Consider the following 26,241-nt stretch of genomic DNA (forward strand, 5'->3'; position numbering starts at 1 on the left):
CCTCTTACAAGCGGCCGTCCGCGGCCGCATTGGCACGGCGGGCATCGTCCGGCGTCACGCCGTGAATCTTCATCGTGATCAATTCGTCGACGCTGAGCTGCCGGTAGCCGGCCTCGGCCATTCCTCGAATGAAGGAAGGCGACACGTCGTGGATCGCCAGCTGCACCAGCTGCTCGGCGCCGACACTCTCATAGCCCGACTCGGCGAGCGCCCGCACGAAATCGAGCTCGACGTCGTGGATCCGCATCTGGACGAGCTGATCCGGCGTGAGACGGGCGTAAGCGGGACCGAGCGCATGCAGGCCGGCGATATATTCGGGCGTCACGTCATGAATGCGCATGGCTACGAGCCGGTCGGCCTCCCCGGCCCGATAGCCCGCCGCATCGAGGGCGCGCAGGTAGCCGACATCGGCACCGTGGACGCCGAGCGCCACCAGGTCCGACACGTCCGGGCGCGCATAATCCTGTCGCTCGAGCTCCTCGATCAGCGGCGTGCCGACATTCTGAAGCGCGAGCTGATACTGGTCCCGAGTGTCGGGCCGGCCGATACCGCGCCGCTCCAGCATCGCCGCGAAGGCGGCGTCGGCGGTGAACCGGCATTGGCCGGAGCCGCGACGTTCCCGTACCGTGCCGCTGCAATCGAGCGTCCCCGCCTCGCGCGCCATTCGGAACCGGACCGGGCCGTCCTGGCCAAGCGCGAGACCCGGAAGCTCGGCAAGCGCATAATCGCGGGAGTTGTGGCTTTGGCCTCCGGCCGTGCGGTGGCGCAGGCCGAGTTCGACCTGATCGGCCGAATCGTCCGAAGGCTCGGCTACCCAGGTGACGGACAGCGTCCCCGCTTCGGGCGCCGGGGCCGCCGAGGCCTGCGTCAGCGCCAGCGCGGCCGCTGCGGCGAAAAGGAACTTGCCCACCATCATCGCGCGCGTCCTAGATTTCGCCGCGGATGGCCATCGCCACCAGTCGGTCCACCGAAGGCAGGCGGCCTTCCCTGGAGGCGGCGCGGCGCGCACCGCGAGCATCGACGCCATGGATCCGCATGGCCATGAGCTGGTCCGGGGTCAGGTTCGGATAGCCGGCGCGGATCATGTCGCGAACGAAGGCCGGAGTGACGTCGTGGACGCGCATCGCGACCAGATCGTCCGCGGCAAGCCGCGCATAAGCCGGACCGAGCGCGGCGAGCTCGCCGACATAGCCGGGATCGACGCCGTGGATCCGCATCGCCACCAGAGTCTCGACCGGCACCAGGGCACGCGGCGGGACCGGCGGCCTCGGCGTCCCGGGCGCAGCCGGAGCGAAGGCGGCCGGAGGCGCGGGCGGTGCAGCGGGAGCAAGCGGAGCCGGCGATCCGGGCGACGGCGGAGCGAGCGGCGCCTTGGGCGCGGCTTGCCCGACGACGGTGATCGCGGCGACGGGCGCAGGCGGTGCGCTCGGCGCCGGCGGTGCTGCGTGGGAAATCGGAGCGGCCGGCGCGGGCGGGGCCGCGGGCGCGGCGGGTGCGGAGGGCGGAGGCACGGGCGCCGCCTCGACCAGCTCCACCGCGGCGACCGGCGCGGCGAGGCCGACGCAGGCGACCATCGCGGCCGCGGTCCAGGCCGAGCCACGGGGCCGCTCCCGCCGGCCGGCGTCGAGCACGGCCCGGATGCGACGTGCGAGAGCGCCCGCGGAGGAAGCGATGCTGTTGGCCGGAAGTGCGCCGGCGACGGGCGCGCAGTTCAGAAGGGTCCGGGCGTAAAGCGACGGCTCGAGAGCGCCGATGGCGTGGGAATCGGCCGCCTCCTCGGTCTGCTGCTCGACCTCGCGCTCGAGCCACCGCACAAGCGGATTGAACCAGAAAACGGCCGAAACCAGGCGCGACAGCAAGAGGGCGGGCCAGTCGCGGCGGGCGACGTGGGCGACCTCATGGGCAAGGATCGCCTCGGCGTCCTCCGGCCGGTCCAGAGTTTCGCGGTCGATCAGGATGACCGGCCGGCGCCAGCCCCAGCTCAACGGCGAGGGGAGCTCGTCGGAGACCAGCAGCCGCAGCCTCTCGGCATCCGGTGCGGCCCAGCGAGCCCGATCGAGCGCCGCGCGCCATTCCGGACAGGTGACCTCCCGCGCCGCCGCGGTCCAGCGCCGAAGCGTGGCGAGACCGGCAATCAGCCGGCTGCCGACCATGAGCAGCCCGGCCAGATAGGCGATCAGGAGGAGCGGCGTCGGATCGTCCCAGATGCTGGTTCCGGCCGGCTGCATGGCTGCCGTCAAGGGCAGGACGGGACCGGATTCCGGTGCGGCGACGACGGCCGGAACCGCGCTTGCCGCGGGCGCCGCCCAGATCTCGATGCGGAGCGCCGGAAGCCAGAGCGAGACGAGCGGAAGCAGAAGCAGCGCCACGACGCCGGCCTGGAGCACCAGCACGCGATCGGCCGCGGCGCGCGACCTCAGCAACGCGGCCAGCGCGAGGGCGGCGGCGCTGATCAGCGCCGACTTCCAGGCCATCTCGATGAAGAAGTCGACGGTCATTCGCCGCGCTCCCCCGAGTCGGATTCCTTGGCCTGGTCGATCGCGCGCCTGAGCGCCGCGGCTTCCTCGGGGGTCAGGCTCTTGGTCAGGCCGAGCAGGGCCGTGGCGGCGCTCGCCGCCGAGCCGTCGAAAAAGGTCCGCACCATCTGCTTCAGCGCCGATTCGCGGACCTTCGCGGCCTGCGGCACGCTCTCATAGACATAGGCCTGGTCGACCGCCTGGTGCCTGACGAGCCCGCGCGCCTCGAGCCGGGCCAAGAGGGTGCGAACCGCCGAATAGCTCGGCGGATCGGCCATGGCGGCACGGATTTCGGCGGCGGTCGCCTTTCCGGCGCTGCACAGCAATTCGAAGATTTCGCGTTCGCGTCTGGGAAGGGAATCGATCATGGACCTCACCTGCTACCCCTGTAGCATGCCACAATTGTAGCAGGATGCAAGTCGCTTCGTCGTCCGCGTCCATCGTTTCGGCTCCGCAAGATGAAGCCCCGATGAACCGCGCGGCGCATGGCGCACGCCACTGCTGTCCTATTCCTATAACACGGTTGCGGCGAATGGCCAATGGACTTCGGTCATTCCGTCGGCGCGGCGGGGCTGGATCCAATCCGGGCGGGCGGCCATCGCGGGGAATCCATTTCGATCGTCGCCGTGGGGGGTGATTCCGCTTCGGCCCCAGCCTTCGCTGGGCGACGGGAAACATATTGGCCTGGGCTCCGGCCTTCGCTGGGCGACGTCGGGGACCTGATGCGGCCGAGGGCGTCAGGCGCCTTCGGGATATCGGCCGCGCATATGGTCGAGCGACTCGGCAACCAGCGCTTCGAGCACGCATTCGTCCACGTCGGCGAGTCGCTTGATATAGAGACAGGACTTGCCGGTCCGGTGCCGGCCGAGGCGGTCCATCAGCGCCTGATGGCGCGGCGCATCGCTGGAAAGATAGAGGACCAGCTCCTTCGCCCGCGGCGAAAAGCCGATCCGGCACATGTCGCCCTCGTGACCGCTCGCATAGCGATAGTGATAGGTGCCGAAGCCGACGATGGCCGGGCCCCACATCCGGGCCGGCTCGCCCGAGACTCGCTCCATCATGGCGCGGACTTTCCGAGCGTCCTCGCGGCGGACGGGGTCGGGAACCGCGTCGAGAAAGGCGTCGACGCTGATCTCGCTAGGCTTGGTCTTGAGCTCGGCCATCGCACCTTTCCTCGCAATCCGAAGCTTATGCGCCCATCGCCCGGGCCTTGGAAGCCGAGGGCGACGTCAGTCGCGGCGGCGGTAGGTCCAGCTCGAAGCCCTGGACCCGTCCGCGGCCGAGATCGTCGCCACCATCGTATCGCCCTCGCGGCGATAGGCGATACGCTGGGGAAAATCGTGCGAAGGATTGGCGAAGGTGGCGTTCGAGCCCCCGCTCTCCACCAATCGGAAGGAGACCACCGCCCGGCCTCCGGGCGCGGCGAGATAGACCGGCACGCCGTCCTCGCCGCGCTCGATCCGAAGATGTTCGAACTCGCTCGGCTCCTCGCCGCGGCCGGATCGGCTGTAGCCAATCATCGCGCCGCCGCGGGGGACCGACCAATGCTCCTCGCTCCAGCGTTCGCCGCTCACCATCTCCCAGGTACCCGCCATCCATCCGAGGTCGCTCGCCGCCGGCGCGGGCGAAGCCGCGGCCAGCGCCAATGCCAGCAATATCTTCATGGCCTGCCTCCCTCTCGCGCCGCGCGTGCGCGGCCAGCCCTTATTGCTCCGTGCGGGCCGCGCTCCGCAACAGCGGATCGCCCGGGAAGGTCCAGCGGTCGTCGCGCCGCCAGCTTCGGTCGAACACGCCCGAGGCGATCCAGCCGCGTTCGGGCAACAGGCCCGGCTCGAGAGCCGGGCTGACGGCGTCGCGCAGCGTCCAGTCGTAGGAATTGATCCGGATTCCGGCCACCGGATGCCAGTAGGAGGCAGGGTCCCAAAGCCTCAGGCCCGCCGCGGAGGTGCCGGCGACGAGCATCACATAGCGATCGTCCGCGACCGGGCTGGGATAGACGAGGTCGAGCAGGGCATCGCGCGCGGCGAAGGAGCGGCCGTCGATCGTGACCGAATCCGGGGAGACCCGCACCGGAAGCCGGTTCCACAGGCGCCGGCTCACCGCATTGGCGTCCGGCCCGCCGATCAGGACGAGGCTGAAGCTGCGCTCCATCTCGGGCGTGAGGTCGCGGTCGGCGACGATGCGGGGCACGACGTGTTGCCAGAGGCGCCATTGCTCGGCGAGCCGGTCCGCCATGTCGCGGGTCAGGCGCCTGATCTCGGGATCCCGGGCGGTCGTACCGGCGACGATGACGAAGGGGGTGGCGAAGACGTTGGACAGGCCGCCTTCCAGCCCCGCGCGCTTGACCTGCGGGCGTCGGCGCCGGTCGGGAAGAGAGAGCCGCGCCCGGCCCGACCCGTCGAGCGCCGCTTCGACCGGACGCCCGTTCCACACCACCTGCAGCGGGCCCGGTCCGGCGAGCGCCGGCGGCGGGGCGAGGACCAGCGACGCGACGTTGCGCGTGTCGAGGCGCAGCCGGCCGGGCTCCACCATCTCGGCCTCGGCCTCGATCATCTCGAGCGGCCGCTCGGCGCCCTCGATGCGCACCCACCAGGCACCGGCACCTTCCAGGTCGGTGGCGCGGATCCGAACCTGGCGCGGGGCCGCGGCGCGGCGGTGGCGAAGCATCCATTCGATCGCCTGGTCGCGCCAGTGCAGCTCCTCATGTCCCAGGCCGGGATATTCGCGGTAGCGGACGTCATAGCCCCAGCGCTGGAGTCGTTCGACGGCGTGACGCGAAAAGAGCACGTCGACCGTGGAGTCGGCGTCGCCATGATGGACGAAGACCGGGGTGGCGATCAGCTGCTCGGCGCCGGCGAAGGAACTGTGCGCCTCGGCCAGCCACCTCTCCATCGGCCGGTCGGCGGCGGGATTGGAGAAAGCGCCACGGCGCTGCAGGCGGAAGTCCCAGCCGCCGAACACCGGCACGATCGCCGCGAACAGATCGGGGTGTCGCGAACCGATCAGCCAGGTGCCCGAGCCGCCCATCGACTCTCCGGTCAGGTAGACGCGGTCCTCGTCCACGCGCAGGCGTCTCTTCGCCTCGTCGAGACAGCGCAGCACGTCGCGCTCGCCGATGCCGCCATATTGGGCGTTGGCGCGGCCATGGGCTTCGATCCAGATGATGTTCCACCGGTCCGCCATCTCGTCGTGGCGCTGATCGACCCGCCAGAAGCGGATGTAAGGCGGGTTGGGCGGGTTGAAGCCGTGCAGGTAGATCACCGTCGGTGACGGCCGCGCGGGATCGTAGTCGGGCGGCAGGTGAGCGCGGCAGAATTGGGTGGACCCGTCGACCGGGTCGATCCAGGCCAGGCGGACCATTCCCGACGGGCGTGCCGCCGCCTGCGGACCCAGGTCGAGCTCCGCCGCCTCCATCAGCACCGCATGCACCGTCTCGGGATGCCGGTCGAGCGCGACCAGGTCGGCGCCGGCGCGGTCGGCGAGCAGCGCGCCGAGCATCCGCCAGTGGCCGCTCGCCGAATCGTCGCCGCCGGCTGCAGCCGCGCGTTCGAGCAAGTTCCGGGCGGCCGGCGCCGGATCGCCCTTGTACCAGGGCAGCCAGGCGACGGCCGGCGCGCCGAACGCGTCCGCGCCTGTCACGCGCAGCTCGTAGGGTCCGTCGGGCCAGGCCGCTGCCTCGAAGACCGCCGAGCCTCGGCGATCCGCCGGCGCCTCCGCGACCGTCCGGCCGCCGGGCGCGAGGACGGCAATCCGGACGGAGGCGGCCGGTGTAGGCGCGCCTGCATGGACGACGAGACGGCCGGAATCGCTGTCGATCCAGGGCGCCAGCGCCGGCGCGGCGACCGGTTGGCCGGATTCGAGCAGCCGCGCGGTCAGTTGGGGCGGGCCGTCCGAATGTTCGGTGCGAAGCAGGATCCGGTTCTCGCCGGCGCGGAGGCGGACCGGAAGGCGCACGGAGTCGCGGACCAGCGCCTGCGCGCCGGGGACTTCGCCGGCCGGCACGCCATTGACCCAGGCCTGAACGGGCATGCGGCTGCCGATGGCCAGCTCGGCGGGACCGGCCTGTTCGCGCTCCAGCGTGGTGAAGGCGTAGACGAAGCGGGAATCCGGCGGCGACCCGTCCGGCGGCCTCATCTCCGTGACGTCCGACCAGGCGACGTGCGCGGACCAGCCGTCGTCGGGGCCGTCGGGCGCCAGCGCCGCCTCGCCGGGGAGCGGCGTCCCCGAGGCCTTGACCAGCCAGTTCCTGAGGGCGCGGGCGACGCCGGGGGTCCACAGATCGCGCTGGGCGTCGCGGACCGCCTGGCTGCGCGTGTCGGGGGGCGCGGGCTCGGGTGCCTGGGCCCGCGCCTGAAGGGCCAGCGCCGCCGCGGCGAGCGTGAAGGCAGGCAGATACGGCAAGCGACGCACGGCAGTCCCTCCCCCTTTTTGCGACTATGTTAGCGCAAACATTTCTGGACGCCAGCGGCGATTGCGAACGGCGCGGCAGTCTGCGCGGTTGGGAAGCTCTCGAGCGATTTCCTGAAGGCACGGCCGTGAATGGAGGCCGAAGGCCGACCGCCGTGCCGAGCGCCCGACGACGGCGAGCGCGTCTGGATGCGGGCCGGCGCCGGGATGACGTGGTCCGGAAGGGAGGTTCAGGCGCCGAAGACGGTTTTCACATGCTCGCGGAAGAGGCGCATCTGGCGGCCCATCAGGTGGCGGTCGCCCAGGGCCTTGGAAAGGATGATCGCGCCTTCGACGATGACGGTGACCTGGTCGGCCATGGCGTTCACGTCGATCACCTGGTCGGGCGGATGGCTTTCCGCGACTGCGGCGATCCAGTCGGCGAAGCGCTGGCGCAGCGCCAGCACGCTCTCGCGGTTCATTCGCCGCACCTCGGCGTCGAACATCTGGTCCTGATAGGTGATGGTGGCGACGAGGCAGCCCGGGTGGAGATCGGGCATCTCGTCCATCACCTCGGCATAGAGGTTGAGGAAGACGAGAAAGCTCTGCAGCGGATCGTCGCACAAGGCGCGGGCCCGCTCGGTGAGCGTGTCGAGTATCGCATTGTCCTCGGCGAGGAATCGCTCGAGCAGCTGGCGGGCGAGATCGTTCTTGTCCTTGAAATGGTAGAAGAAGCCGCTCTTCGTGATTCCGGCCGCCTCGACCAGTTCCTCGATCGAGGTGGCGGCGAAGCCCTTGTGAACGATCGAATCATAGGCGATGTCGAGGATCCGCGTACGGGTCCGCTCGCCCTTGGTGCGCGCCGCGCCTTCCAACTGTACCGACGGTGCGGTTTTCTCGAGGATCTTGTCGACCATCTCGGCAGCTCCTTTCCGGCGGAAACGGCAAGCTACCAGAACAACTGTCTTTTCTCCACCGCGGCGAAAAAGACCGCGGAGCCGGTAGAGAAAGGGACGGAATGGCGGCTAGTAAATGCCGGTGAAGAGGTCGGGTTCGAGCGGTCGAATCGTTCGCCAACCGCCCACCCCGAACGGCCGGTGATGTTGTCGACCGGCGAAGGACCGATCGGCCGGAGATCCTCGGACGAGGGCCTTCCAGGGCCGGCCCTGGTCGGGATGAGCGGAAGATGGAAGAGCGACGCCGCGGCCCGCACCTCGTTTCGAAGGTGGGATATGCCAGGTCGCTATCACTCTCTCGCGCGCCGCTCGTTCGAGGCGTTGGCGCGCTTCTTTCCGGCAAAGCGGGCGAAGCCTGCGAGCGCCGGCCAATGGCGGCTGAAGGCGAGCGCCCTTGCCTTGCCCTTCTTCGCTGCCGCGACCTTGACGCCGCTACACCCGGATAAGTGGGCGGCCGATCCGTCGGACCGCGCCGCCGGCAAAGCCGTCGCGCAAGCACGCGCCGGCGCAAACGCCGAACGCGCGAGCCGGCCCCTGGCGATCCACAGTCCGCGGCGGATCCAGGTGTACTGACGGTATGGTTTCCCCGCCGATCCGCTCGACCGGACCGGCCCGAGCTGCAGGCGGTACATGCCAAGTCACTGGAATCGGCGAGCTTTCTTTATAGAAGCGAAAACCGACCGTGAACCTGCTAGAGACGGAGGCGAAGCCGCCTGTATCTGACCCCGTCTCAGGGGGGGCTCTGAGGTCACAGGAGCCACCATGATTGGTCTGTATCATTATATCGCGCTCGGCCTGTTCGCCGCCTTCGCGGCGACCGACCTGCTGGCGCGGGCGCGCCGCTTTCCCGAGATCAGCCGCTGGCGGCTGAAGGGAAGCGCCTTCATGCTTCTCTATTTCGCCGTCGCCACCGTCGCCCCCTTGATGTGGGACGGCTGGCTGGGCGAGCACCGACTGCTCGCCGCCGACACGCTGCCGCTCTGGACCCAGGTGGCCGGCGGCTTCCTGGCGCTCCAGCTCGGGATCTACGCCTGGCACCGGACGATGCACAACGTGCCGTTCCTCTGGCGCTGGTTCCACCAGATGCACCACAGTGCCGAGCGGGTCGACATCTGGGGCGCCTTCTACTTCCACCCGCTCGACATGCTCGGCTGGACGCTGCTCGGGAGCCTCTGCCTGGTGCTCGGCTTCGGGATCAGCGCCGAGGCGGCGATCTTCGTCGCCGTCGCCGCGACCTTCTGCTCGATGTTCCAGCATGCCAATATCCGGACGCCGCGCTGGATCGGCTATTTCGTCACCCGCCCCGAAAGCCATTCGCTCCATCACGAGCGCGGCGTCCACGCCCGCAATTATGGCGACATTCCCCTGTTCGACATCCTGTTCGGCACGTTCGCCAATCCCGAGCGGTTCGAAGGCGAGGCCGGATTCTATGACGGCGGATCGAAGCGGATCGGAGCGATGCTGGCGGGGAGGCCGATCGCATGAGCGGCCTTCGCATCTTGCCGACGCCGCGGCCCTGCGTCGCCGTCGCCCTGGGCGGCCCGGACGCCGCCGCGCCGGTCGACCAAGCCGGCTGGGCCGAGCGGAAACGGACGGTCCGGCTGCCGAACGGGCTTCGCCTCGCTTATGTCGAGTTGGGCGATCCGGACGGTCCGCCGCTGCTCCTGCTGCACGGCTATACCGACAGCAGCCGGGTGTGGACGATCCTGGCGCCGCAGCTCGGACGCTACCGGATGCTCATCCCCGACCAGCGCGGCCATGGCGCGTCGGACGCGCCGGCCTGCTGCTACACGATGGAGCAGCTGGCCGAGGATGCGCGGCTGTTCCTGGACGCGATGGGCGTCGAGCGGGCGGCGGTCGCCGGCCATTCGATGGGAAGCATGGTCGCGCAGGTGCTCGCCGCAGAGCATCCGGACCAAGTGACCCGGCTCGTGCTGGTCGGATCGACCGCCCTTCCGGCGGTGCGCCGCGGCGACTGGCTGTGGACGCAGGTGATGGCGCTGCGCGAGCCGATCGCCTCCAATGCCGACTTCCTGCGCGCGTTCGGGCCGGACTCCAGCCCGACTCCGGTCGATCCGGACCTGCTCCGTTTCTACGCGCCGGAGATCGCCGCGACGCCGCCGCATGTCTGGCGGTCGATGATCCGGCAGCTGGTCGAGGTGCCGATCGGACGCTACGCGCCGGACGTCCGGGCGCCGGTGCTGATCCTGTCCGGCGGCCGCGACGAACTGTTTCCGGCCGAGCATCATGCGGCGCTGGTCGCGGCCTATCCGCGGGCGGAGGCGCATGTCTTTCCAGAGCTTGGCCACAATCTGATCATCGAGCGGCCGGAGGAGGTGGGGCCGGTGCTGGTGCGGTTCCTCGACGCGGGGCCGCCGGCGGAGGCGCTGGATCATTCCGCCGCGGCGGACTGATCCGCTGCACGCGGCCCTTCGCCGCTGCGTCAGCCCGCCTCGGGCGCCGCGACCGGTTCGGAACGCGGCGCCGCCGCCTCCGGAACCAGGCCCGCATCGACGGCGAGCACGTCGCCCCCGACGGTGAAGTCGCGCACCTGCCGGACCTGAACGCCGCCGTCGGTGCCGACGGCGAGACTGACGATGCCGCCGGCGAGGCCGATCGCGCCGACGCGATCCGGATGCCGCGGAACGTGGATCGGACGGCTGTGCACCACCTCCTCGCCGAACAGGGTCTCCTTCGTCACGACGACCCGCTCCGCCTCGACCGCCTGCAGCGTGAAGCGGTAGCGCAGCGGCCGACCGAAATCCCCGTCACGCTGGACGACCGGCACCGGTCCGTCGTTCGTGCTGGTGCCGGCCGCGTAGGAGAAGCTTCGCACTTCGAAGGCGGGCGTCTGGCCGCGAAGGAGGGTGTAGCGGTCCGGCTGGCTCGGAAGGCAGGTCGCCGTCCACCGGCCCTCATCCTCGACCGGAGCGCACCAGACAAGGCGGACATCGTCCGGCCCCGGCTCCCGCTGCGCACCGCCGCGGACCGGGACACCGTTGACGGTCGTGATCCGGCGCGAGCCCATCGGGATGCCGTAAAGCGCCGTGCCGGCAGGCAGCGACCGGCTGCTGAACAGGGTGCGGATCACCGTATCCTGGGTGAGGACGCCCATATAGCCGTGGCGGAGATCGGCCGTGAACAGGACGTCCCCGGCCGCGCGCGTCCCCTCGGAAACATCCGGCGCCGCCGCCAGCATCAGGACCGGCCGTTCGAAGCGCTGGGCGACGGCCAGGCTGTTCTGCCGGCTCGTCATCCCTTCGGAAAGCGGCGCGACCGCGATGCCGCTGAGCCGGTAGAGCCGCTTCGGGTTGCGCAAGCCCAGGAGCCGGACGGGGGCGCCGTCGTCGCGCGGTCCGACGGCGATGAGGAGCTCGTCGAGACGGGCCGCCACCGCGCCGCGCTCGAGATTGCCGGGATGGAGCGCATTGCCCTCCTCCAGGCTTTCCGCCCGCCGGCATTCCAATCCACCGGTCCGAATGCGGGCGGCCATTTCCATCATGCGACGGGCGAGTTCCGGATCGTTGCGCAGCGCGTCCGGCGTGACCGCGCGGATCTCCGCCGGTGTCAGGACGGGGGCGTCGCTCCGCGCTCCCAGGTTGAATCGCGGGCGGTCATGGTCGCGCGCGCAATTGCGATATTCGACATCGATGCCCGGAAGCTCGTCCTCGCTTGCGGCCCGATAGGGTATCGGCTCGGGCAATGGTGAAGACGGACCGACGAGGGACAGCTCGGCGACCCGCGGCGTCGTTTCGCCCAGCCCCTTCGCTTCGGCTTCGAAGCGCCCGTCCCCATCGTCATCGATCAAGCAGATGATCGACGCGATCCGCTTCGGGCCCGGCCCGTCGGCGCAGTAAAGGCGTTCGTCGGCGGCCTCGACGAGGCCGCCCTCCGACACGAACGACTCCAGGTCGCCGGTCACCGCCTTCCACAGGATCAGCGGGCCTTCCCCCTGCCCCAGATCCTGCTCGACGGCGACGGCGCCGATCGGCCGGAGGCGCATCGCCGCGATCAGGTTGGCGCTCGGCCGCTCGCCCCGCACCCAGATCGGGTCGCTCGCCTGCGTCAGATCCAGCGGCAGGGCGACCAGCGGCGCCGCGGCGGCGCGGATCTGGCCGATGTCCGGCGCCGCCTGCGAGTTCGCGTCCGGGTCCGCAACGGCCGCCGCTTCGGGCAGCGCCGGCGCCGGCCCGGCCGATTCCCCCGTCACGTCCGCCTGGGCCAGAGCGGCCGACGACAGGCAGGCGAGCAAAGGCGCCAGCCGAAAAGACTTCCTGTTCATGATATCATTCCCCCCGTAGCAGGGAGGGAATGCCCCAGGATCGGCGAGATTCCAAGCCGTTGGAGACTCAGCGGAGGATCATTCCTCCCGCGCCGGCCGATAGGTGTAATCGAAACCGGCATTCCAGGTGCGGCCGCCATCGGCGGACCATGTATCGACCTGGCGGACCGCGCCGCCGGGCTCGCGCGTGAAGCGCATCCGGTTCAGCCTCGCCGCGCCGTCGGGACCGGCGGTGGTGGCGGTGAGGACGATCGCGCCATCCTCCATGCCGCCGGCATAATCGCGCCAGCCGTTGCGGCCGTCGGTCCAGATCTGGCGCCAGCGGCCCTCGGCCGGGACCCAGCTGTTGAGGCTGCCGCCGCCGGCGCCGTCCAGCGGCATCCAATGCTCGCGGATGACGCAGCCGCCGTAGAGCCGCTCGATCAGGCTGCGGGCGACGAGCCTGTCCGTGCCGGTCGGGAAGACGTCCCAGCGGCCGACCCAGAAGTCGAGCTGGCGATGCTCGGGCGTGGTGCAGACGGGCGGCGCCGGTACCGGCGCCCGCGCCGGCGCGGCGGGCGGCTGGCCCGAAGCGGGGCCGGTGAGGCCGGCGGCGAGAAGGATGGCGGCTGAACCTTGGCGGGCGGACATTCGGCGTCTCTTCTCCTGTGCGTTCGGCCGCGACCTGCAGCGAAGGGCGCGCCGGCGCATCCCGGGTTCGGCCAAGGCAAGCGAGGGTTCGACGAAGGGACGAACGCTCGTGAAAATCCGACGAACGTGACGAACGCCTTCGCCGCCTGGCCCCACGTCTGCCCCACGGCCGGCGGCAGCCGCCACAACGCGGTCTGGAGGAAGGCGCGGCTCAGAAGCCGAAATAGTTCTCGCAGGCGGGAAGCGGTCGGTCGGGAGCATAGCGTCCGCTTCGGGCGTCGAAGGCGAAGGTGCGGCGAAAGGTGCAGGCGGGATCGTCGGCCCAGACCAGATCGCTGCTCGCGAGCGGAGGACCGGCCAGGGAATCCACGGTGCGCGAGCGGCGGCCGGGGAAGGTGCGGGCATGTGTGGCGAGGACGAAGCGCGGCCGCCCTTCGCGCACCTCGGGATCGAGCGCCAGCGCGCCGACGAGCTCATATTCGTCGCTGCAGGCGCCGGCCCGCTTGGCCATGTCGGCTTCGTCGAAGCAGGCGCGGATGGTCGCCGATCCGTGCAGGTCCGTTTCGAGGACGAGCGCCGACGATTCGGCGGGCGCCGCGGGGAAACGGTAAAGCTCCAGACGCGAGGTCGTCGCGCCGCCGCCCGAATAGCCGGCCGACCGGGCGCGCACGATGCCGGCGATCGCGGCGCCGTCGGCTTCGAGCAGGATGTGGGGCCAGATCGTCACGCTGCCTTCCTCTCCGTCGCCCGGCGAGGCGACAGGGACGAAAGCCGGATCGCTCCGGGCGCCTCCGGTCGAATCCTTTTCGATCAGGCGCAGCTCGGGGACCTCCGATGCCCAGGGCAAGGAGACGCACCAGCGGCCGTCGGCGGTGCAGGCGGTGGGATCCGGATCCGGATCGGAGGGCGGCGATTCCCTGACGCGGAGCGGCAGGAGGCGGTTGCCGGCCGCGTCGGAAGCGGGCGGAGCGTCCTGAGGCGATGATGCCGCGACCATTCCGGCCGCGAGGATGAGGAAGAGGTTCATGGATCGGGTGCCCCCTGTCGCCGGCGGAGCTTATTGCGGTACGCGCCTGTCGGGAACCGATATCCTGTTTCCCCAATGCTTCGGCCTTCGCCGCGTTGGCCTGGATCCCCGCCCCGGGGACGACGGGAGGGTGGCCTGGCGCCTCTTGCTTCCGCGTCTCTCCGCGATCAAAACGGGTGCCGACAACCCGCCACGCCTTGCGGCTCGTCTCTCCAAAGCACGGCCGCCGGGGCCGGGCCGTTCCCGCCGCTCCGCCGGGAAGCGGCGTGGCGAGCTTGCCTTCGCCGCCCCCCGCCCCCATCTCGCCCGAACCGCGTTGACGCCCGGCGCGACCTCATTTAACACTAGAACAAATCTGGAACAGCAGGCCGATGCTCACCCATCTTTCCGTCCGCGGCGCGCGCGAGCACAACCTCAAGAACGTCGATGTCGACATTCCGCGCGAGACGCTGACGGTCATCACCGGCCTGTCGGGTTCGGGCAAGTCCTCGCTCGCCTTCGACACCATCTATGCCGAGGGGCAGCGCCGCTACGTCGAGTCGCTTTCGGCTTATGCGCGCCAGTTCCTCGAGATGATGCAGAAGCCCGACGTCGACCATATCGAAGGCCTCTCCCCCGCCATCTCGATCGAGCAGAAGACGACGAGCCGGAACCCGCGCTCGACGGTCGCGACGGTGACCGAGATCTACGATTATATGCGCCTGCTCTGGGCGCGGGTCGGCGTGCCTTACTCGCCGGTCACGGGCCTGCCCATCTCCGCGCAGACGGTGAGCCAGATGGTCGACCGGGTGATGGCGCTGCCCGAGGGGACACGGCTCTATTTGCTCGCGCCGGTCGTTCGCGGCCGCAAGGGCGAGTATCGCAAGGAGCTGGCCGAATGGCAGAAGGCCGGCTTCACCCGCGTGCGGATCGACGGCCAGTTCCACGAGATCGAGGAAGCGCCGGCGCTCGACAAGAAATACAAGCATGACATCGAGGTGGTGGTCGACCGCCTCGTCGTGCGCGAGGGGATCGAGACGCGGCTCGCGGACAGCCTGGAGACGGCGCTGAAGCTGGCGGACGGGCTGGTCTATCTGGATCCGGCGGATGCCCCGGCCCAGGCGGCACCCTCGGCGGGGACAAGCGAAGAGGAATCGGCCTCGCGGGTTTCGGAGGCCCGTGCCACCTTCTCCACCGAGGACGTCGAGGGCGCCAACAGCTCGGCCATCGCCGCGGCGGATGCCGACACCTCCTCCGCCCGCACCGGCGTCGCCAAGGCGCTGACCGAAGCGGCGGAGCGGGCGGTGCTGTCCGACAATGCGCCGCCGGGCCGGATCGTCTTCTCCGAGAAGTTCGCCTGCCCCGTCTCCGGCTTCACCATCGCCGAGATCGAGCCGCGGCTCTTCTCGTTCAACGCTCCGCAGGGCGCCTGCCCGGCCTGCGACGGGCTAGGCGAGAAGCTGCTGTTCGATCCCGATCTGATCGTCCCCAATGCGGCGCTGTCGATCAAGAAGGGCGCGGTCGTGCCCTGGGCGCGGTCCAACCCGCCCAGCCCCTATTACATGCAGGTGCTGGGCAGCCTGGCGACCGAATTCGGATTCAGCCTCGACACGCCCTGGCAGGACCTGCCGGAGGAGGTGCACGACATCATCCTCAACGGCACCAAGGGGCGGCCGGTGACCCTGCGCTTCGTCGACGGGCGCAAGAGCTATGAGGTGAAGAAGGCGTTCGACGGCGTGATCGGAAACCTGCAGCGGCGGATGCTGCAGACCGAGAGCGCGTGGATGCGCGAGGAACTGAGCAAATATCAGTCCTCGGCGCCGTGCGAGACCTGCCTGGGGGCGCGGCTTCGGCCCGAGCCGCTGGCGGTGAAGATCGCCGGCGAGCATATCAGCCAGGCGACGGCGCGAAGCGTGCGTCACGCGCTGGACTGGTTCTCGACGCTCGAGGAGAAGCTCAACCCGACCCAGCGCGAGATCGCGCGGGCGATCCTCAAGGAGATCAACGAGCGGCTCGGCTTCCTCAACAATGTCGGGCTCGACTATCTCGACCTCAACCGCACGTCGGGCACCTTGTCGGGCGGCGAGAGCCAGCGCATCCGGCTCGCCAGCCAGATCGGATCGGGCCTGTCGGGCGTGCTCTACGTGCTCGACGAGCCGAGCATCGGCCTGCACCAGCGCGACAACGACCGGCTCTTGGTGACGCTGCGGCGGCTGCGCGACCTCGGCAATACGGTGATCGTCGTCGAGCATGACGAGGATGCGATCCGCCACGCCGATTATGTCATCGACATGGGGCCGGGCGCCGGCGCCCATGGCGGCGAGGTGGTGGCGCGCGGCACGCTCGACGAGGTGCTGGCGAACGAGAAGAGCCTCACCGCCGACTATCTCACCGGCCGGCGCGCGGTGCCGCTGCCGGACAAGAGGCGCAAGGGCAACGGCAAGAAGCTCACCGTCCACGGCGCGCGGGCGAACAATCTGAAGGGCGTCACCGCCTCGATCCCGCTCGGCACCTTCGCCTGCATCACCGGCGTGTCGGGATCGGGCAAGTCGAGCTTCACCGTCGACACGCTCTATGCGGCGGCGGCGCGGCACCTCAATGGCGCGCGCATCCAGGCGGGCCGGCACGACAAGCTCACCGGCCTCGAATATCTCGACAAGGTGATCGACATCGACCAGTCGCCGATCGGCCGCACGCCGCGGTCCAACCCGGCGACCTATACCGGCGCCTTCACCCAGATACGCGACTGGTTCGCCGGCCTGCCCGAGGCGCAGGCGCGCGGCTACAAGCCTGGGCGGTTCAGCTTCAACGTGAAGGGCGGCCGCTGCGAGGCCTGCGCCGGCGACGGGCTGATCAAGATCGAGATGCACTTCCTGCCCGATGTCTACGTCACCTGCGACGTGTGCCACGGCCAGCGCTACAATCGCGAGACGCTGGAGGTGAAGTTCAAGGGCAAGTCGATCGCCGACGTGCTCGACATGACGGTCGAGGATGCGGCGGAGTTCTTCAAGGCGGTGCCGTCGATCCGCGACAAGATGCGGATGCTGGAGGAGGTCGGCCTCGGATACATCAAGGTCGGCCAGCAGGCGACCACCCTGAGCGGCGGCGAGGCCCAGCGGGTGAAGCTCGCCAAGGAGCTGAGCCGGCGCGCGACCGGGCAGACGCTGTACATTCTCGACGAGCCGACGACGGGGCTGCATTTCGAGGATGTGAGGAAATTGCTCGAGGTGCTGCATGCTTTGGTCGACCAGGGCAACACCGTCGTCGTCATTGAGCACAACCTCGAGGTCATCAAGACGGCGGACTGGATCCTGGACCTTGGGCCCGAGGGGGGAGACAAGGGCGGGGAGATTGTGGCCGAGGGGACGCCTGAGCAGGTGGCGGAGGAGCCCCGGAGCTATACCGGGAGCTATCTCAAGCCGCTGCTGAAGGGCGGCGTAGCGCAGACGGCCTCGGAGCCGGCGCGGAAGAAGAAGGGTGGCGCCAAGGCGAAGGAGCGGGAGCGGGAGGCGGCGGAGTGAACCGGGCGCGGCGGCTCCTGTTCGTGTGCTCGCAGAACCGATTGCGCGGCCCGACGGCCGAGGCCCTCTGTTAGGGCATCGACGGCGGCATCGAGGCCCATCTCCACAGGCACCAACAAAGACGCCGAGCAGCCGCTCACCGTCGATCTCATCGAGTAGGTCGATGTCGTCATGGGCGGGAGCATCGTAACCGCATTATCCGGAAGTTTCGTGGCCAGCTGAAAGGAAAGCAGGTCCTCGTGGTCGGCATCCCCAACGATTATGAGTATATGCAGCCTGAGCTGATCAGCTTGCTGGGGGTACGGCTCCAGCGGTGGATAGGCGCTCAGTGAGCTAGCAAGAAGTGCAGTGTCGCCGTAACTCTGGCCAACGAACCAGCCGGAAAACAGGGTACTCAATGAACCTATCGCTCCCGACCTCGGCCGCGTATCGTTTGCCTTGTCCGCTCCATTCGCAGCGAATATGCAACATGGTTAGCGCGAAGCGCGTCGGAACCAAGTGTGGGCGGCACTCGCAACCCGAGGTCTAATGTGAATGGATAATACCACCGGTGAACGCATCTTCGGAGAAGACGATCAGCAAGGTCTTGAGCAGGAGACCTTGTTTCCTGAACTTAACCAAATTCCTGATAAGATCGACCATCCGTTCGATCCTAATCAAATAAAGATTAGCAGAAGAGTTGTTACTATTGGTCAGATTGCCAGCCGAATAGAGCACGGCGAAGTCGAGCTCGCACCGGATTTTCAACGCCGCGCGCGAATATGGGACATATCAAGGAAAAGCAAGCTTATTGAATCAATACTTCTCCGTATCCCGCTGCCAGTGTTCTATGTAGCAGCTGACGATAGAGAGAACTGGAGAGTTGTAGACGGCCTTCAGAGATTGACAACAATATACGATTTTATCCATACAGAAAGCGTTCATTCGTTTTCACTAAGAGGGTTAGAGTATTTGAGTGCCTTGGAAGGCACAACATTCACGCAGCTCCCGCGCTCCATAAAACGTCGTATCGACGAGACTGAGCTTAACATTAACGTCATCGAGAGTGGAACACCAGATGAAGTGATGTTTAATGTATTCAAGCGGATAAACACTGGCGGGATAACGCTTAACGGACAGGAAATTAGGCATGCGCTTAATCCTGGTCCAGCTCGTGGATTCTTGTTGTCTTTAGTTGAATCCGAGGAATTCAGGAGAGCGACAGACGACTCTGTCCGCGATGATCGAATGGGCGCCCGGGAGCTTGCCCTTAGGTTTTGTGCCTTTTCGATGACCTCTCCAGAGAGCTACTATGGCGGTGACCTAGACGGTTTTCTTAATGATGCCATGAAACGTCTAAATGACATGTCAAACTCAGAGCGACAGGCGCTTCGGAATAGATTCCGTCTGGCGATGACGCGCGCCGAAGAAGTTTTTGGTAACGACGCGTTTCGAAAGCGTTATACGATGACTGCGCCTAGGACGCCAATTAATCGGGCGTTGTTCGAAGCATGGTCGGTGCGATTGGCTGAGTTAAGCGAAGGGGATTTTTGGAACCTCCGTTCCAAATCCTCTATGTTGCGTGACGAGTTTTCAATGGCTCTGATGGATAATTACGAATTTGAGCGCTCTGTGTCGGTTGCTACGGGTAGTCGAGCAAGAGTGCTTCTCCGATTTAATACGGTTCAGAAGCTAATCAAGGAAGTGCTCGATGCTCAATTCGATTAGGCTCAGAAACTTCAAGAGTTTTGACGACGTGGTCGTTCCAATGAAGCCGCTCACTGTGATTTTGGGACCTAACGGTGCCGGGAAGTCAAGCATGATACAGGCACTAGCCCTACTTCGCCAGAGCTTGGGTCAGCACCGCGCGAAGCAGGCAGTGCTAAACGGAAGCTTGGTGAGCTTGGGTACTGGGCATGACGTGTTACGACAAGGAGCAGATGAAGATGTCATCGAGCTCACCCTCACGGGGTCCGAGGACAGGAGCGGCGTGTTCAGGATGGGGTACAATCCTGAGGCAGACGTACTTCCTCTCGGAACTCCTTTCGCCATTCTCCCGGAGCTAATATCAGATAACTTCGTCTACCTCGCTGCGGAGCGAGTGGGTCCGAGGTTAGTTGGTCCTCGATCGCTTCAGAGTGCAGAGCGTAGAGAGATGGGGCCGCGAGGTGAAGGTGCCCTTGCAGTGCTCGAAAGATTTCGAGCGGAAATCCTTCCTAAGAACGACCCGAGGCGCGGGGGACAAGGCGGTTCACTTGAGGAACTGTTCCAAATGTATCTTGGACAAATTTGTCCGACTGCTCGCATCGAGCTTCACCCCTACGGTGAAGTGGATAGCATAGGATCTAGCTTTGTTTTTACGCCCCCAGGTGGCCTTCCTAGCTTACCTGTGCGGCCTACCAACGTTGGCTTTGGCCTAAGCTACGCATTGCCTATCATTGTGGCGGCCTTGGTGGCACAACCGGGAGGAACGCTGATTGTTGAGAACCCTGAAGCTCACCTTCATACGGTCAGTCAACGAGCAATGACCGAACTTCTTTATCGGACCGCCGCTGCCGGTGCCCAAGTGATTGTAGAGACCCATAGTCGAGAAACTTTTCACTGGCTGAGAAATAGTTCGATGAGTAGGAGTATTGATGGTTCGATCGTATGCATCAACTACTTTCAGGCCGTATACGACGAGAGTGGACGCGTTTCGAGATGCTCTACATTGAATTCCTCTGACGACAGTCTACAAGACTGGCCGCAAAGCTTCTTTGATGAGTACGGCTCTCCGGGAGACTTAATTGCACCGGTCGTGCCCGTTCCTTTATAATTGGCCGATCCTCAGCAGGTTGCCCCCACGGTCGGGAACCAGCCGCCGAGCTCGCCCGTGCCCTTGTTCGGAATTACGGTGACGGTGCATTATTTCGATCGACACGCGAAGTACCCACAACCAAGGGGATTATGCATTTCACGAACCCGGCCGTTTGCGTCGCCGGATTTCAGTGCATAGCCAGTAGGGCACAAACATGAGCGGGAGCGAGGCGAGCAAAATGATGATTGCGAGGACATCCATCTCGAGTGCGTAGCGAATCAGATCCTCCGGCAGTTGCGCGATGCTCCTCCCGAACAGGCCCGCACCAAGGGCATAGACGCCAAGGAGTGGGAGTATGATCAGGCCCCACGCAAGGAGGTAGCACCCGACATAGACGCGCTTGTTCCTCGCGGCCTCGTCACGGCCCTGATTTGGCGACCTCACCCCTGCGGCTTCTCAACCGGCTTATGCTTCACCAGGTTCCCGAGCCGTTCGCGGAAGCGCTTAGGGTTGCGGTGATACGTGCGATAACGCCTAAGAGGCTGGGCCCCGGCCTTCGCCGGGGTGACGGACCCATCAAGACAGGCCAACTCTCCTAATCTCACACCGGTCAAGTCGCGAGCTTTCCGATCCAGTCCGCCACCGCGTCCCAAGCTTCGGCCTCAGCATCGGCCGAGCTGCGGCCGCTCCTGGCGGCGACCCTGAAGCCATGGTCGGCATGGTCGATCAGGTGGAGGGTCGCACGCGATCCGAGGTCGGCGACCACCGGCCTCAGCAGGTCCAGCTCCGCCAGGGCGTCGCGCGTGCCGGAGACGAACAGCATCGGAATTTGCACGCGCGCGAGATGCTCGGCGCGCGAGATGCCGGGCTTGCCGGCCGGATGGAGCGGGAAGCCCAGGAAGACGAGGCCGCGCACGCCGGGAAGCGGCGCCTCCGCCTGTGCCTGCGAGGTCATCCGCCCGCCGAAGGAGCGGCCGCCGGCGAAGAGCGGAAGATCGGGCGCGAGCCGCGCGGCTTCGGCCGCCGCCGCGCGCACGGCCGCGTGGGCGAGCTTGGGCGGATCGGGCCGCTTCGAGCCCTTCTCCATATAGAGGAACTGGTAGCGTAAGGTCGCGATGCCGCGCGCGGCCAGGCCTTCGGCCGCGGCCGCCAGGCTCCGGTGCCTCATCCCCGCGCCGGCGCCGTGGGCAAGGAGGTAGAGCGCCTTCGCGTCGGTCGGGCACAGCAACAGGCCCGAGACCTGCTCGTCGCCGACGGCAATGCCTAGCTCGATCTCATCCATCTCGATCAATGCTCACGATGACGACGCCACTTCACGATTGCACCCCTTGCTCCCTTCGACCAGCAGTTTTCCGAAGCCAGCCGCGGCGACTTGACCTGTCACCGCGTCGCATTCCGCCGCCGCCCCGGCACGGCACCTACCCCCATATCCCCCTGACCACCTCGGCGACCTCGCCGAGATCATTGCCGAGCTGATGATCGCGCCCCGGCAGGAGGTGCAACCGGGCCTGCGGCAGCAGGCGGGCATAGAGGCCGGCATGGGCGGGCGGCGCGACCTCGTCCTCTTCTCCGTGGAAGATGTGGACCGGCAGGCCCGGCGGCAGATTCGCGCCCAGGTCGGCGGGCGTCTCGAAATCGTCAAGCTGCCAGCCGCCCTCGCCGGCGAAGGGCGCGGCCAGGAGGAACAGCGCGCCGAGCGGCCGCGGCGGCGGCAGCCCGGCGAGCGCGTCGACGAGGATCATCCCGCCGAGCGAATGGCCGAGGAGGATCGCGCAGTCCTCCAGCGCGGCAAGCTCCCGGGCGATCTCCGCCTTCCACGCGTCGACGTCGGGCTCATCCTCGTTCGGCATGAGCGGATAACGTATCTCACGGTCCGGCCCGAGCGCCCGCGCGAGGCTGTCGACCAGCAGGCGGTCGCACGCATGCGCGCCGGCGCCCCCGCCCTGAATGAAAAGCAGCTGGCGTCGCATCGGCTATCCCCTGGCCGTGAACAGGCTCTCCAATCCTAGAAGGGCTGCCCGACCCCAAGCAAATTGCCGTCGCAGTCCCGGAACCAGGCGCCATATTCGCCCCTGCCCTTGCTCGGATAATTGCCGTCGACCGTGGCGATGCCGTCCTCGGTGCGGAGGGGCTCGTCATACTCCTCGAACACCACGCCGCGCCGCCGCAGCTCGGCGACGGTCGCCCGCAGGTCGGCTACCTCAAACCCCATTTGCGTGAACGTGCCGTCGGACTGGCCAGCCGACGCGAACAAGGCGAACTCGCCATCGCCGACCACATATCGAAGCCCGCCGGGCCGCGCCTCGGCCGGGTGCAGGTCCAGCTTCTCGGCATACCAGGCGCGGGCCCGGTCCAGATCCTTCGCCGGCAGCCGCGTCGCCACCTTTCGCAAGCCCAGCATCGTTTCCTCCTTTGCAGCGCTCGGGCGCCGCGCTTGCCCTTACCATCTCTCCCGAACGGCCGCACGTCGACCCCGAAGGCCTAGGCCGGACGCGACCGCCTGACGAGCCATGCCGCCGCGGCGGCCATGTCCTGCGGGCTTCAGGAAGACGGCTTCGGCCCTGACCGGCGCGAACGCCGCGGTCTTGGGGCCGCCACGCCGGGAGCAACCCTTGCGTCGAGGGCGCCCTGTGGCCAATCTGAGTGAAGGCCATGAAGAAGGCGGCAATGGCGATGGCATCCTGGATCCTGCGGCAGATCGGGCCAGAAGCGGCGAATGAGCTGGCCCGTCTCTGGGCCGAGACGTTTCGGCAGGCTTATGCCTCGGTCCATAGCCACGCCAATGTCGAAGCCTATTGCGCGGTCAATTATTCGGCAGAGCGGGCGCGCCTTGCGCTGAGCGATCCCAAGCAGGTCTGCAAGTTCGCCTATCGGGACGGGGAGCCGACGGGCCTTTACGTCCTGAAGAGGCATGACTGCCCGATCGCGCTCCAGGGCGAGTCCATGGAGCTGAAACAGCTTTACGTCCTCGCTTCCGAATATGGAACGGGCCTGGGGCGCGTGCTGATGGAGGACGCGATCGACTCCGCTCGCGTTTCAGGAGCAAGGCATTTGTGGCTGGCCGTCGCAGACACCAACCGGCGGGCACAGGCCTTCTATCTCAAGCACGACCTCGCGCCCCTTGGATCGGGACCAATACTCGACGTCGGGACCGACCGTCTGAGCTCGACGATCCTGGCCCGTCCGATCTGAAGCCCGGACCGGGCCGGCAGGCGAAGCCGGATCACGGCGCCGCCTTGTCGGAGAGTCCGGCGAATCCCTGGGCCAGTTTACCAGTTCCGCGCGGAAAGCCCGTCAAACAGACGGCCTCATTATCCGCCGAGCCCCGGCCGATCCTGGAACAGGCCGATACGCGCCTGGCCGAGGAAGGTCCGGAACATCCGCAAATCCTCCTCCAGGCGTCCGGGTCGCGTGCCGAGCGTGGCCCGGTAGACGACATGCGGCACGTCCTCGGGCGGATCGCCGGCCCACTCTCCGGCCAGCGCATAGACCGTGAGATCGATCGACCCGTCCTTTCCGATGCTTTGACAGGCGAGCGACCGATGGCCGGGGAAGACCAGTCCGTCGGCGCCGAAATGTTGGAGGATGGCTTCGTCCGGCGGCGTGCAGCTTCCGGCGACCTCTGCCGGTGTCGCAAGGAAGGTCGCATTGAAGGATGAGTTCAGGCCCATGGACGCCTCCGGCGAATCCTCCCGGCCTTCGGGACAGCCCGTCGCGCCCGTTCCGTAGCGAGCGTAGAAGCCGCGCGGCGCGTCTCCCGAACGGCTCATGCAGACCCGGCTACCCTGCGGAAAGACCACGCTCAGCCCCATATTCTCGTTCACGAATGGCCGTGCGCCGTCGGACAGCACCGGCCTCTGCAGGCCGCACGACAATTGCTCCGGCGGACAAGGGGGAGGAATGGACCCTGCGGCACCCCGTCCCGTCGCCGGGGACGCCGCGCCTCCCGTTTCGCTTTTCCCGATTTGCGAGTTGCTGTCGGGAGCGCAGGCGCCGAGATGCGCAGCCGCAACCGTCATGAAGGCCATTGGCAGGTGCCGGTACATTCGGTCCGCTCCGTGCCGGGGGCGAGGCGCCCGGCGAGAAGAGGACACCGAGCCTCGATCATTGTCAACGGACCGCACCATCATCGACGGCGCCCCCAACCTGTCGCCGCGGCCGCTCGGTATGGCCTGCCGGGCGACGGCGAGGCGATCGGCCAATCGGTGCGTGCCGGTGCCGAGCCGCGGGGAGGCTTGCACCAGGGACGTTCCCTGTCCAAAGTAGAGCGGCTGATCAGGGCACCGGATCAGCCTTGCACCACCTGAGGCGGGCGCTGCCACTCATCTCGAGGGGGAGTGCCATGCCCGTAGAACTGCGACGCCGAGAATTCCTGGCCGCCGGCCTGGTCCTGCCGATCCTGCCGCCCGCCTCCTCGCGCGCCCACGCCGGGGCCGCCGGACCGGCCCCCGGGTTCGAGACGCGGCTGCGCCCGACGGTCCGTGCGGCGGACGCCCGGCCTTCCACGCTTGCCGATCGCATGGCCGAGCTGCACGTGCCCGGAGTCGCCGTCGCGATCCTGCGTGAGGGGCGGATCGGGACGATCGGCGGCTACGGCACCCGAACGGCCGGGGCGGCTGCGCCGGTGGGTCCGGAGACCCTGTTCTCAGTCGGGTCCGTCAGCAAGGTAGCGACGGCGGCCCTGTGCCTGCGGCTCGTCGCGCTCGGCCAGTTCGACGTCGACCGGGACGTTGGTCGCTGGCTGCGGCGCTGGCCGGTGCCGCCAGGGCCGGCCGGCGACACGAGCCCAATCACGCTGCGGATGCTGCTGTCCCACACCGCCGGCTTCAACGTTCACGGCTTTCGCGATTTCGCGCCCGGTGCCGCGCTACCGGACCTGGCCGACATATTGACCGGCACGGCGCCGGCGACGAACCGGCCGCTCGCGCGCATCGAGCCTGCGGGCGCGCGCGCCCGCTATTCGGGAGGGGGATATATGATCGTGCAAGCGATCTTGGAGGACGCGATGGGGGCGCCGCTGGACGCGCTCGCCGCCCGCCACGTCTTCGCGCCCCTCGGCATGCGCCGAAGCCGGTTCAGCGCCTCGCTTTCCCCCGCTCCCGCCGACGTCGCCCACGCCCACGGCGGCGCCGGCGAGCCGGCCGCCCTGCCTCGCGGCTGGCAGAGCTTTCCCGAGCTAGCCGCTTCCGGCCTGTGGACCTGCGCCCACGACCTAGCCCGGCTGATCGCCGCCCTGACCGGCAGCTTTCGCGGCGAGGCCCGGCCGTTCCTGCCTAGAAGCTTAGCGACGGAGATGATGACGCCCGTCTCGCCGGGCCTGTTCGGCCTGGGTCCGCGCCTGGCCGGCGAGGGGGACTCAGCGATCTTCCATCACGGCGGCGCCAACGACAGCTACAAGGCCTATGTCGAAGGCCATCTCGCCAGCGGCGACGGCCTCGCCATCCTCACCAACGGCGCGAACGGCGACGTGCTCGGCGACGAGATCCGCAATGCCGTCTCGGACGCCCTGGGATGGCCGGGAGACTGGTCCGCCGTCGTGCAGCCGATCCGGGACAGGGCCCTCTTCGCCCATTATCCCGGAACCTATGTCCGGCGCCGGGATCAGCCGATCGAGATTGCCGGGCTTCTCGACACGGGCTTCGACCATGAGCGGATCGCCATCGAGGCGGCGGGCGACGGGCTGGAGCTGCGCATCGGAGACGAGACGAAGGCGCTGGCGCCCCTGACGCCCAGCCGCTTCGTCGTGCCGGGCCAATATGTGCCGGCCGGCACGCTGCAGCTGGAGTTCAAGCGGAGCGCCGCCAACCGCGTGACGTCGCTGATCGCGAGCGCAGGCGGGGGCAGGCTGCTGTTCGACCGGGGGTGACGGGGTATGGCGGCCGGGCGGCCGTCGCGGTGCCGGCAAGGCCGCCGGAGGCTGCGCGCCATGGTTTAGCCGGGCTTGTCGCCGCGCCTTACCTGACCACCTTTGGAACGGCCGTCCGATCCCCAGCAGGTTGTCCTCGCAGTCGCGGAACCAGGCGCCGAATTCGCCCGTGCTGTCAACGAAATGCACCCCGGTCGGAAGGTGCGAGAATCTGCGCGGGCCGAGGCATCAGCGCCGTAAGCCGGCTGCCCATGGGCTTTCGCCGCATGCGGACGGCTGGAATTGGCACTGGCACTCCCCGC

General features: G+C 67.8%; 22 protein-coding genes. 8 read left to right on the forward strand and 14 right to left on the reverse strand.

Annotation, left to right across the window (positions count from 1 at the left end; translation table 11 throughout):
• Positions 1-4: 4 nt before the first annotated feature.
• The 7 genes from EKM57_RS19005 to EKM57_RS19035 all read right to left on the reverse strand — a co-directional run bounded on the left by EKM57_RS19005 (position 5) and on the right by EKM57_RS19035 (position 7,819).
• On the reverse strand, positions 5-916 hold the full coding sequence (locus tag EKM57_RS19005; RefSeq protein WP_129794105.1) for a hypothetical protein: 912 nt from the start codon (positions 914-916) through the stop codon (positions 5-7).
• Positions 917-926: 10 nt separating this feature from the next.
• A complete protein-coding gene (locus EKM57_RS19010) occupies positions 927-2,498 on the reverse strand; it encodes a M56 family metallopeptidase (RefSeq protein ID WP_129794106.1) in 1,572 nt (523 codons plus the stop codon).
• Positions 2,495-2,884, reverse strand: a complete 390-nt coding sequence (locus EKM57_RS19015; RefSeq protein WP_129794107.1) for a BlaI/MecI/CopY family transcriptional regulator — start codon at positions 2,882-2,884, stop codon at positions 2,495-2,497. The genes EKM57_RS19010 and EKM57_RS19015 overlap by 4 nt, the downstream gene beginning before the upstream one ends.
• A gap of 369 nt (positions 2,885-3,253) precedes the next feature.
• Complete coding sequence (locus tag EKM57_RS19020) at positions 3,254-3,679, reverse strand: DUF1801 domain-containing protein (protein WP_129794108.1); 426 nt, start codon at positions 3,677-3,679, stop codon at positions 3,254-3,256.
• A 66-nt stretch (positions 3,680-3,745) separates the two neighbouring features.
• The gene (locus tag EKM57_RS19025) at positions 3,746-4,180 is read right to left on the reverse strand and encodes a DUF6265 family protein (protein ID WP_129794109.1); all 435 of its coding nucleotides are present in this window, start codon (positions 4,178-4,180) and stop codon (positions 3,746-3,748) included.
• A 40-nt stretch (positions 4,181-4,220) separates the two neighbouring features.
• Positions 4,221-6,926: a prolyl oligopeptidase family serine peptidase gene (locus EKM57_RS19030; protein WP_129794110.1), complete on the reverse strand. Its 2,706-nt coding sequence runs from the start codon at positions 6,924-6,926 to the stop codon at positions 4,221-4,223.
• A gap of 227 nt (positions 6,927-7,153) precedes the next feature.
• Positions 7,154-7,819, reverse strand: a complete 666-nt coding sequence (locus EKM57_RS19035; RefSeq protein ID WP_129794111.1) for a TetR/AcrR family transcriptional regulator — start codon at positions 7,817-7,819, stop codon at positions 7,154-7,156.
• A 258-nt stretch (positions 7,820-8,077) separates the two neighbouring features.
• On the opposite strand from EKM57_RS19035, the gene EKM57_RS19040 reads away from it, so the two are divergent.
• The 3 genes from EKM57_RS19040 (at position 8,078) to EKM57_RS19050 (ending at position 10,272) form a co-directional block, all read left to right on the forward strand.
• Complete coding sequence (locus EKM57_RS19040) at positions 8,078-8,431, forward strand: hypothetical protein (RefSeq protein ID WP_129794112.1); 354 nt, start codon at positions 8,078-8,080, stop codon at positions 8,429-8,431.
• Positions 8,432-8,620: 189 nt separating this feature from the next.
• Positions 8,621-9,343: a sterol desaturase family protein gene (locus EKM57_RS19045; RefSeq protein ID WP_129794113.1), complete on the forward strand. Its 723-nt coding sequence runs from the start codon at positions 8,621-8,623 to the stop codon at positions 9,341-9,343.
• Positions 9,340-10,272: an alpha/beta fold hydrolase gene (locus EKM57_RS19050; protein WP_129794114.1), complete on the forward strand. Its 933-nt coding sequence runs from the start codon at positions 9,340-9,342 to the stop codon at positions 10,270-10,272. The genes EKM57_RS19045 and EKM57_RS19050 overlap by 4 nt, the downstream gene beginning before the upstream one ends.
• A 29-nt stretch (positions 10,273-10,301) precedes the next feature.
• Here the strand turns inward: EKM57_RS19050 and EKM57_RS19055 are convergent, their stop codons facing one another.
• From EKM57_RS19055 to EKM57_RS19065, 3 genes are all read right to left on the reverse strand, one after another.
• Positions 10,302-12,140, reverse strand: coding sequence for a hypothetical protein (locus EKM57_RS19055; protein ID WP_129794115.1), 1,839 nt, complete (start codon positions 12,138-12,140; stop codon positions 10,302-10,304).
• 78 nt (positions 12,141-12,218) lie between these two features.
• Positions 12,219-12,770: a hypothetical protein gene (locus EKM57_RS19060; protein ID WP_129794116.1), complete on the reverse strand. Its 552-nt coding sequence runs from the start codon at positions 12,768-12,770 to the stop codon at positions 12,219-12,221.
• Between the two features lie 211 nt (positions 12,771-12,981).
• Positions 12,982-13,797, reverse strand: a complete 816-nt coding sequence (locus EKM57_RS19065) for a hypothetical protein (protein ID WP_129794117.1) — start codon at positions 13,795-13,797, stop codon at positions 12,982-12,984.
• Between the two features lie 371 nt (positions 13,798-14,168).
• Between EKM57_RS19065 and uvrA the strand changes: the two genes are divergently transcribed.
• From uvrA to EKM57_RS19080, 3 genes are all read left to right on the forward strand, one after another.
• Entirely contained in the window at positions 14,169-17,297 is a 3,129-nt protein-coding gene (gene uvrA / locus EKM57_RS19070) for an excinuclease ABC subunit UvrA (RefSeq protein WP_129794118.1), read from the forward strand.
• A gap of 534 nt (positions 17,298-17,831) precedes the next feature.
• A complete protein-coding gene (locus tag EKM57_RS19075; protein WP_129794119.1) occupies positions 17,832-19,004 on the forward strand; it encodes a DUF262 domain-containing protein in 1,173 nt (390 codons plus the stop codon).
• A complete protein-coding gene (locus tag EKM57_RS19080) occupies positions 18,988-20,091 on the forward strand; it encodes an AAA family ATPase (RefSeq protein ID WP_129794120.1) in 1,104 nt (367 codons plus the stop codon). The genes EKM57_RS19075 and EKM57_RS19080 overlap by 17 nt, the downstream gene beginning before the upstream one ends.
• A gap of 592 nt (positions 20,092-20,683) precedes the next feature.
• Here EKM57_RS19080 and EKM57_RS19085 read toward each other — a convergent pair.
• The 3 genes from EKM57_RS19085 to EKM57_RS19095 all read right to left on the reverse strand — a co-directional run bounded on the left by EKM57_RS19085 (position 20,684) and on the right by EKM57_RS19095 (position 22,474).
• Complete coding sequence (locus EKM57_RS19085) at positions 20,684-21,355, reverse strand: alpha/beta family hydrolase (protein ID WP_129794121.1); 672 nt, start codon at positions 21,353-21,355, stop codon at positions 20,684-20,686.
• A gap of 136 nt (positions 21,356-21,491) precedes the next feature.
• Positions 21,492-22,043 carry an alpha/beta hydrolase gene (locus EKM57_RS19090; RefSeq protein ID WP_129794122.1) on the reverse strand — a complete coding sequence of 184 codons (552 nt, stop codon included), beginning with the start codon at positions 22,041-22,043 and terminating at the stop codon, positions 21,492-21,494.
• A 35-nt stretch (positions 22,044-22,078) separates the two neighbouring features.
• The gene (locus EKM57_RS19095; RefSeq protein WP_129794123.1) at positions 22,079-22,474 is read right to left on the reverse strand and encodes a VOC family protein; all 396 of its coding nucleotides are present in this window, start codon (positions 22,472-22,474) and stop codon (positions 22,079-22,081) included.
• A gap of 251 nt (positions 22,475-22,725) precedes the next feature.
• Here EKM57_RS19095 and EKM57_RS19100 point away from each other — a divergent pair, with 251 nt between their 5' ends.
• Positions 22,726-23,265 (forward strand): GNAT family N-acetyltransferase, encoded by a 540-nt coding sequence (locus EKM57_RS19100; protein ID WP_129794124.1) that lies wholly within the window; start codon positions 22,726-22,728, stop codon positions 23,263-23,265.
• Positions 23,266-23,384: 119 nt separating this feature from the next.
• On the opposite strand, the gene EKM57_RS19105 is transcribed toward EKM57_RS19100, so the two are convergent.
• On the reverse strand, positions 23,385-23,924 hold the full coding sequence (locus EKM57_RS19105) for a hypothetical protein (protein ID WP_129794125.1): 540 nt from the start codon (positions 23,922-23,924) through the stop codon (positions 23,385-23,387).
• A gap of 491 nt (positions 23,925-24,415) precedes the next feature.
• On the opposite strand from EKM57_RS19105, the gene EKM57_RS19110 reads away from it, so the two are divergent.
• Positions 24,416-25,939, forward strand: coding sequence for a serine hydrolase (locus EKM57_RS19110; protein WP_129794126.1), 1,524 nt, complete (start codon positions 24,416-24,418; stop codon positions 25,937-25,939).
• The last annotated feature ends 302 nt before the right edge of the window (positions 25,940-26,241 follow it).

Source organism: Sphingosinicella sp. CPCC 101087 (assembly GCF_004151485.1).
Classification (GTDB): domain Bacteria; phylum Pseudomonadota; class Alphaproteobacteria; order Sphingomonadales; family Sphingomonadaceae; genus Allosphingosinicella.

Bases quoted from the DNA above. Each gene is read 5' to 3' on its own strand.
- EKM57_RS19040 (WP_129794112.1), top strand. From the start codon at position 8,078: ATGAGCGGAAGATGGAAGAGCGACGCCGCGGCCCGCACCTCGTTTCGA.
- EKM57_RS19020 (WP_129794108.1), bottom strand. From the start codon at position 3,679: ATGGCCGAGCTCAAGACCAAGCCTAGCGAGATCAGCGTCGACGCCTTT.
- EKM57_RS19085 (WP_129794121.1), bottom strand. From the start codon at position 21,355: ATGGATGAGATCGAGCTAGGCATTGCCGTCGGCGACGAGCAGGTCTCG.
- EKM57_RS19015 (WP_129794107.1), bottom strand. From the start codon at position 2,884: ATGATCGATTCCCTTCCCAGACGCGAACGCGAAATCTTCGAATTGCTG.
- EKM57_RS19005 (WP_129794105.1), bottom strand. From the start codon at position 916: ATGATGGTGGGCAAGTTCCTTTTCGCCGCAGCGGCCGCGCTGGCGCTG.
- EKM57_RS19055 (WP_129794115.1), bottom strand. From the start codon at position 12,140: ATGAACAGGAAGTCTTTTCGGCTGGCGCCTTTGCTCGCCTGCCTGTCG.
- EKM57_RS19010 (WP_129794106.1), bottom strand. From the start codon at position 2,498: ATGACCGTCGACTTCTTCATCGAGATGGCCTGGAAGTCGGCGCTGATC.
- EKM57_RS19100 (WP_129794124.1), top strand. From the start codon at position 22,726: ATGAAGAAGGCGGCAATGGCGATGGCATCCTGGATCCTGCGGCAGATC.
- EKM57_RS19090 (WP_129794122.1), bottom strand. From the start codon at position 22,043: ATGCGACGCCAGCTGCTTTTCATTCAGGGCGGGGGCGCCGGCGCGCAT.
- EKM57_RS19065 (WP_129794117.1), bottom strand. From the start codon at position 13,797: ATGAACCTCTTCCTCATCCTCGCGGCCGGAATGGTCGCGGCATCATCG.
- EKM57_RS19025 (WP_129794109.1), bottom strand. From the start codon at position 4,180: ATGAAGATATTGCTGGCATTGGCGCTGGCCGCGGCTTCGCCCGCGCCG.
- uvrA (WP_129794118.1), top strand. From the start codon at position 14,169: ATGCTCACCCATCTTTCCGTCCGCGGCGCGCGCGAGCACAACCTCAAG.
- EKM57_RS19095 (WP_129794123.1), bottom strand. From the start codon at position 22,474: ATGCTGGGCTTGCGAAAGGTGGCGACGCGGCTGCCGGCGAAGGATCTG.
- EKM57_RS19080 (WP_129794120.1), top strand. From the start codon at position 18,988: ATGCTCAATTCGATTAGGCTCAGAAACTTCAAGAGTTTTGACGACGTG.
- EKM57_RS19045 (WP_129794113.1), top strand. From the start codon at position 8,621: ATGATTGGTCTGTATCATTATATCGCGCTCGGCCTGTTCGCCGCCTTC.
- EKM57_RS19035 (WP_129794111.1), bottom strand. From the start codon at position 7,819: ATGGTCGACAAGATCCTCGAGAAAACCGCACCGTCGGTACAGTTGGAA.
- EKM57_RS19110 (WP_129794126.1), top strand. From the start codon at position 24,416: ATGCCCGTAGAACTGCGACGCCGAGAATTCCTGGCCGCCGGCCTGGTC.
- EKM57_RS19075 (WP_129794119.1), top strand. From the start codon at position 17,832: ATGGATAATACCACCGGTGAACGCATCTTCGGAGAAGACGATCAGCAA.
- EKM57_RS19050 (WP_129794114.1), top strand. From the start codon at position 9,340: ATGAGCGGCCTTCGCATCTTGCCGACGCCGCGGCCCTGCGTCGCCGTC.
- EKM57_RS19060 (WP_129794116.1), bottom strand. From the start codon at position 12,770: ATGTCCGCCCGCCAAGGTTCAGCCGCCATCCTTCTCGCCGCCGGCCTC.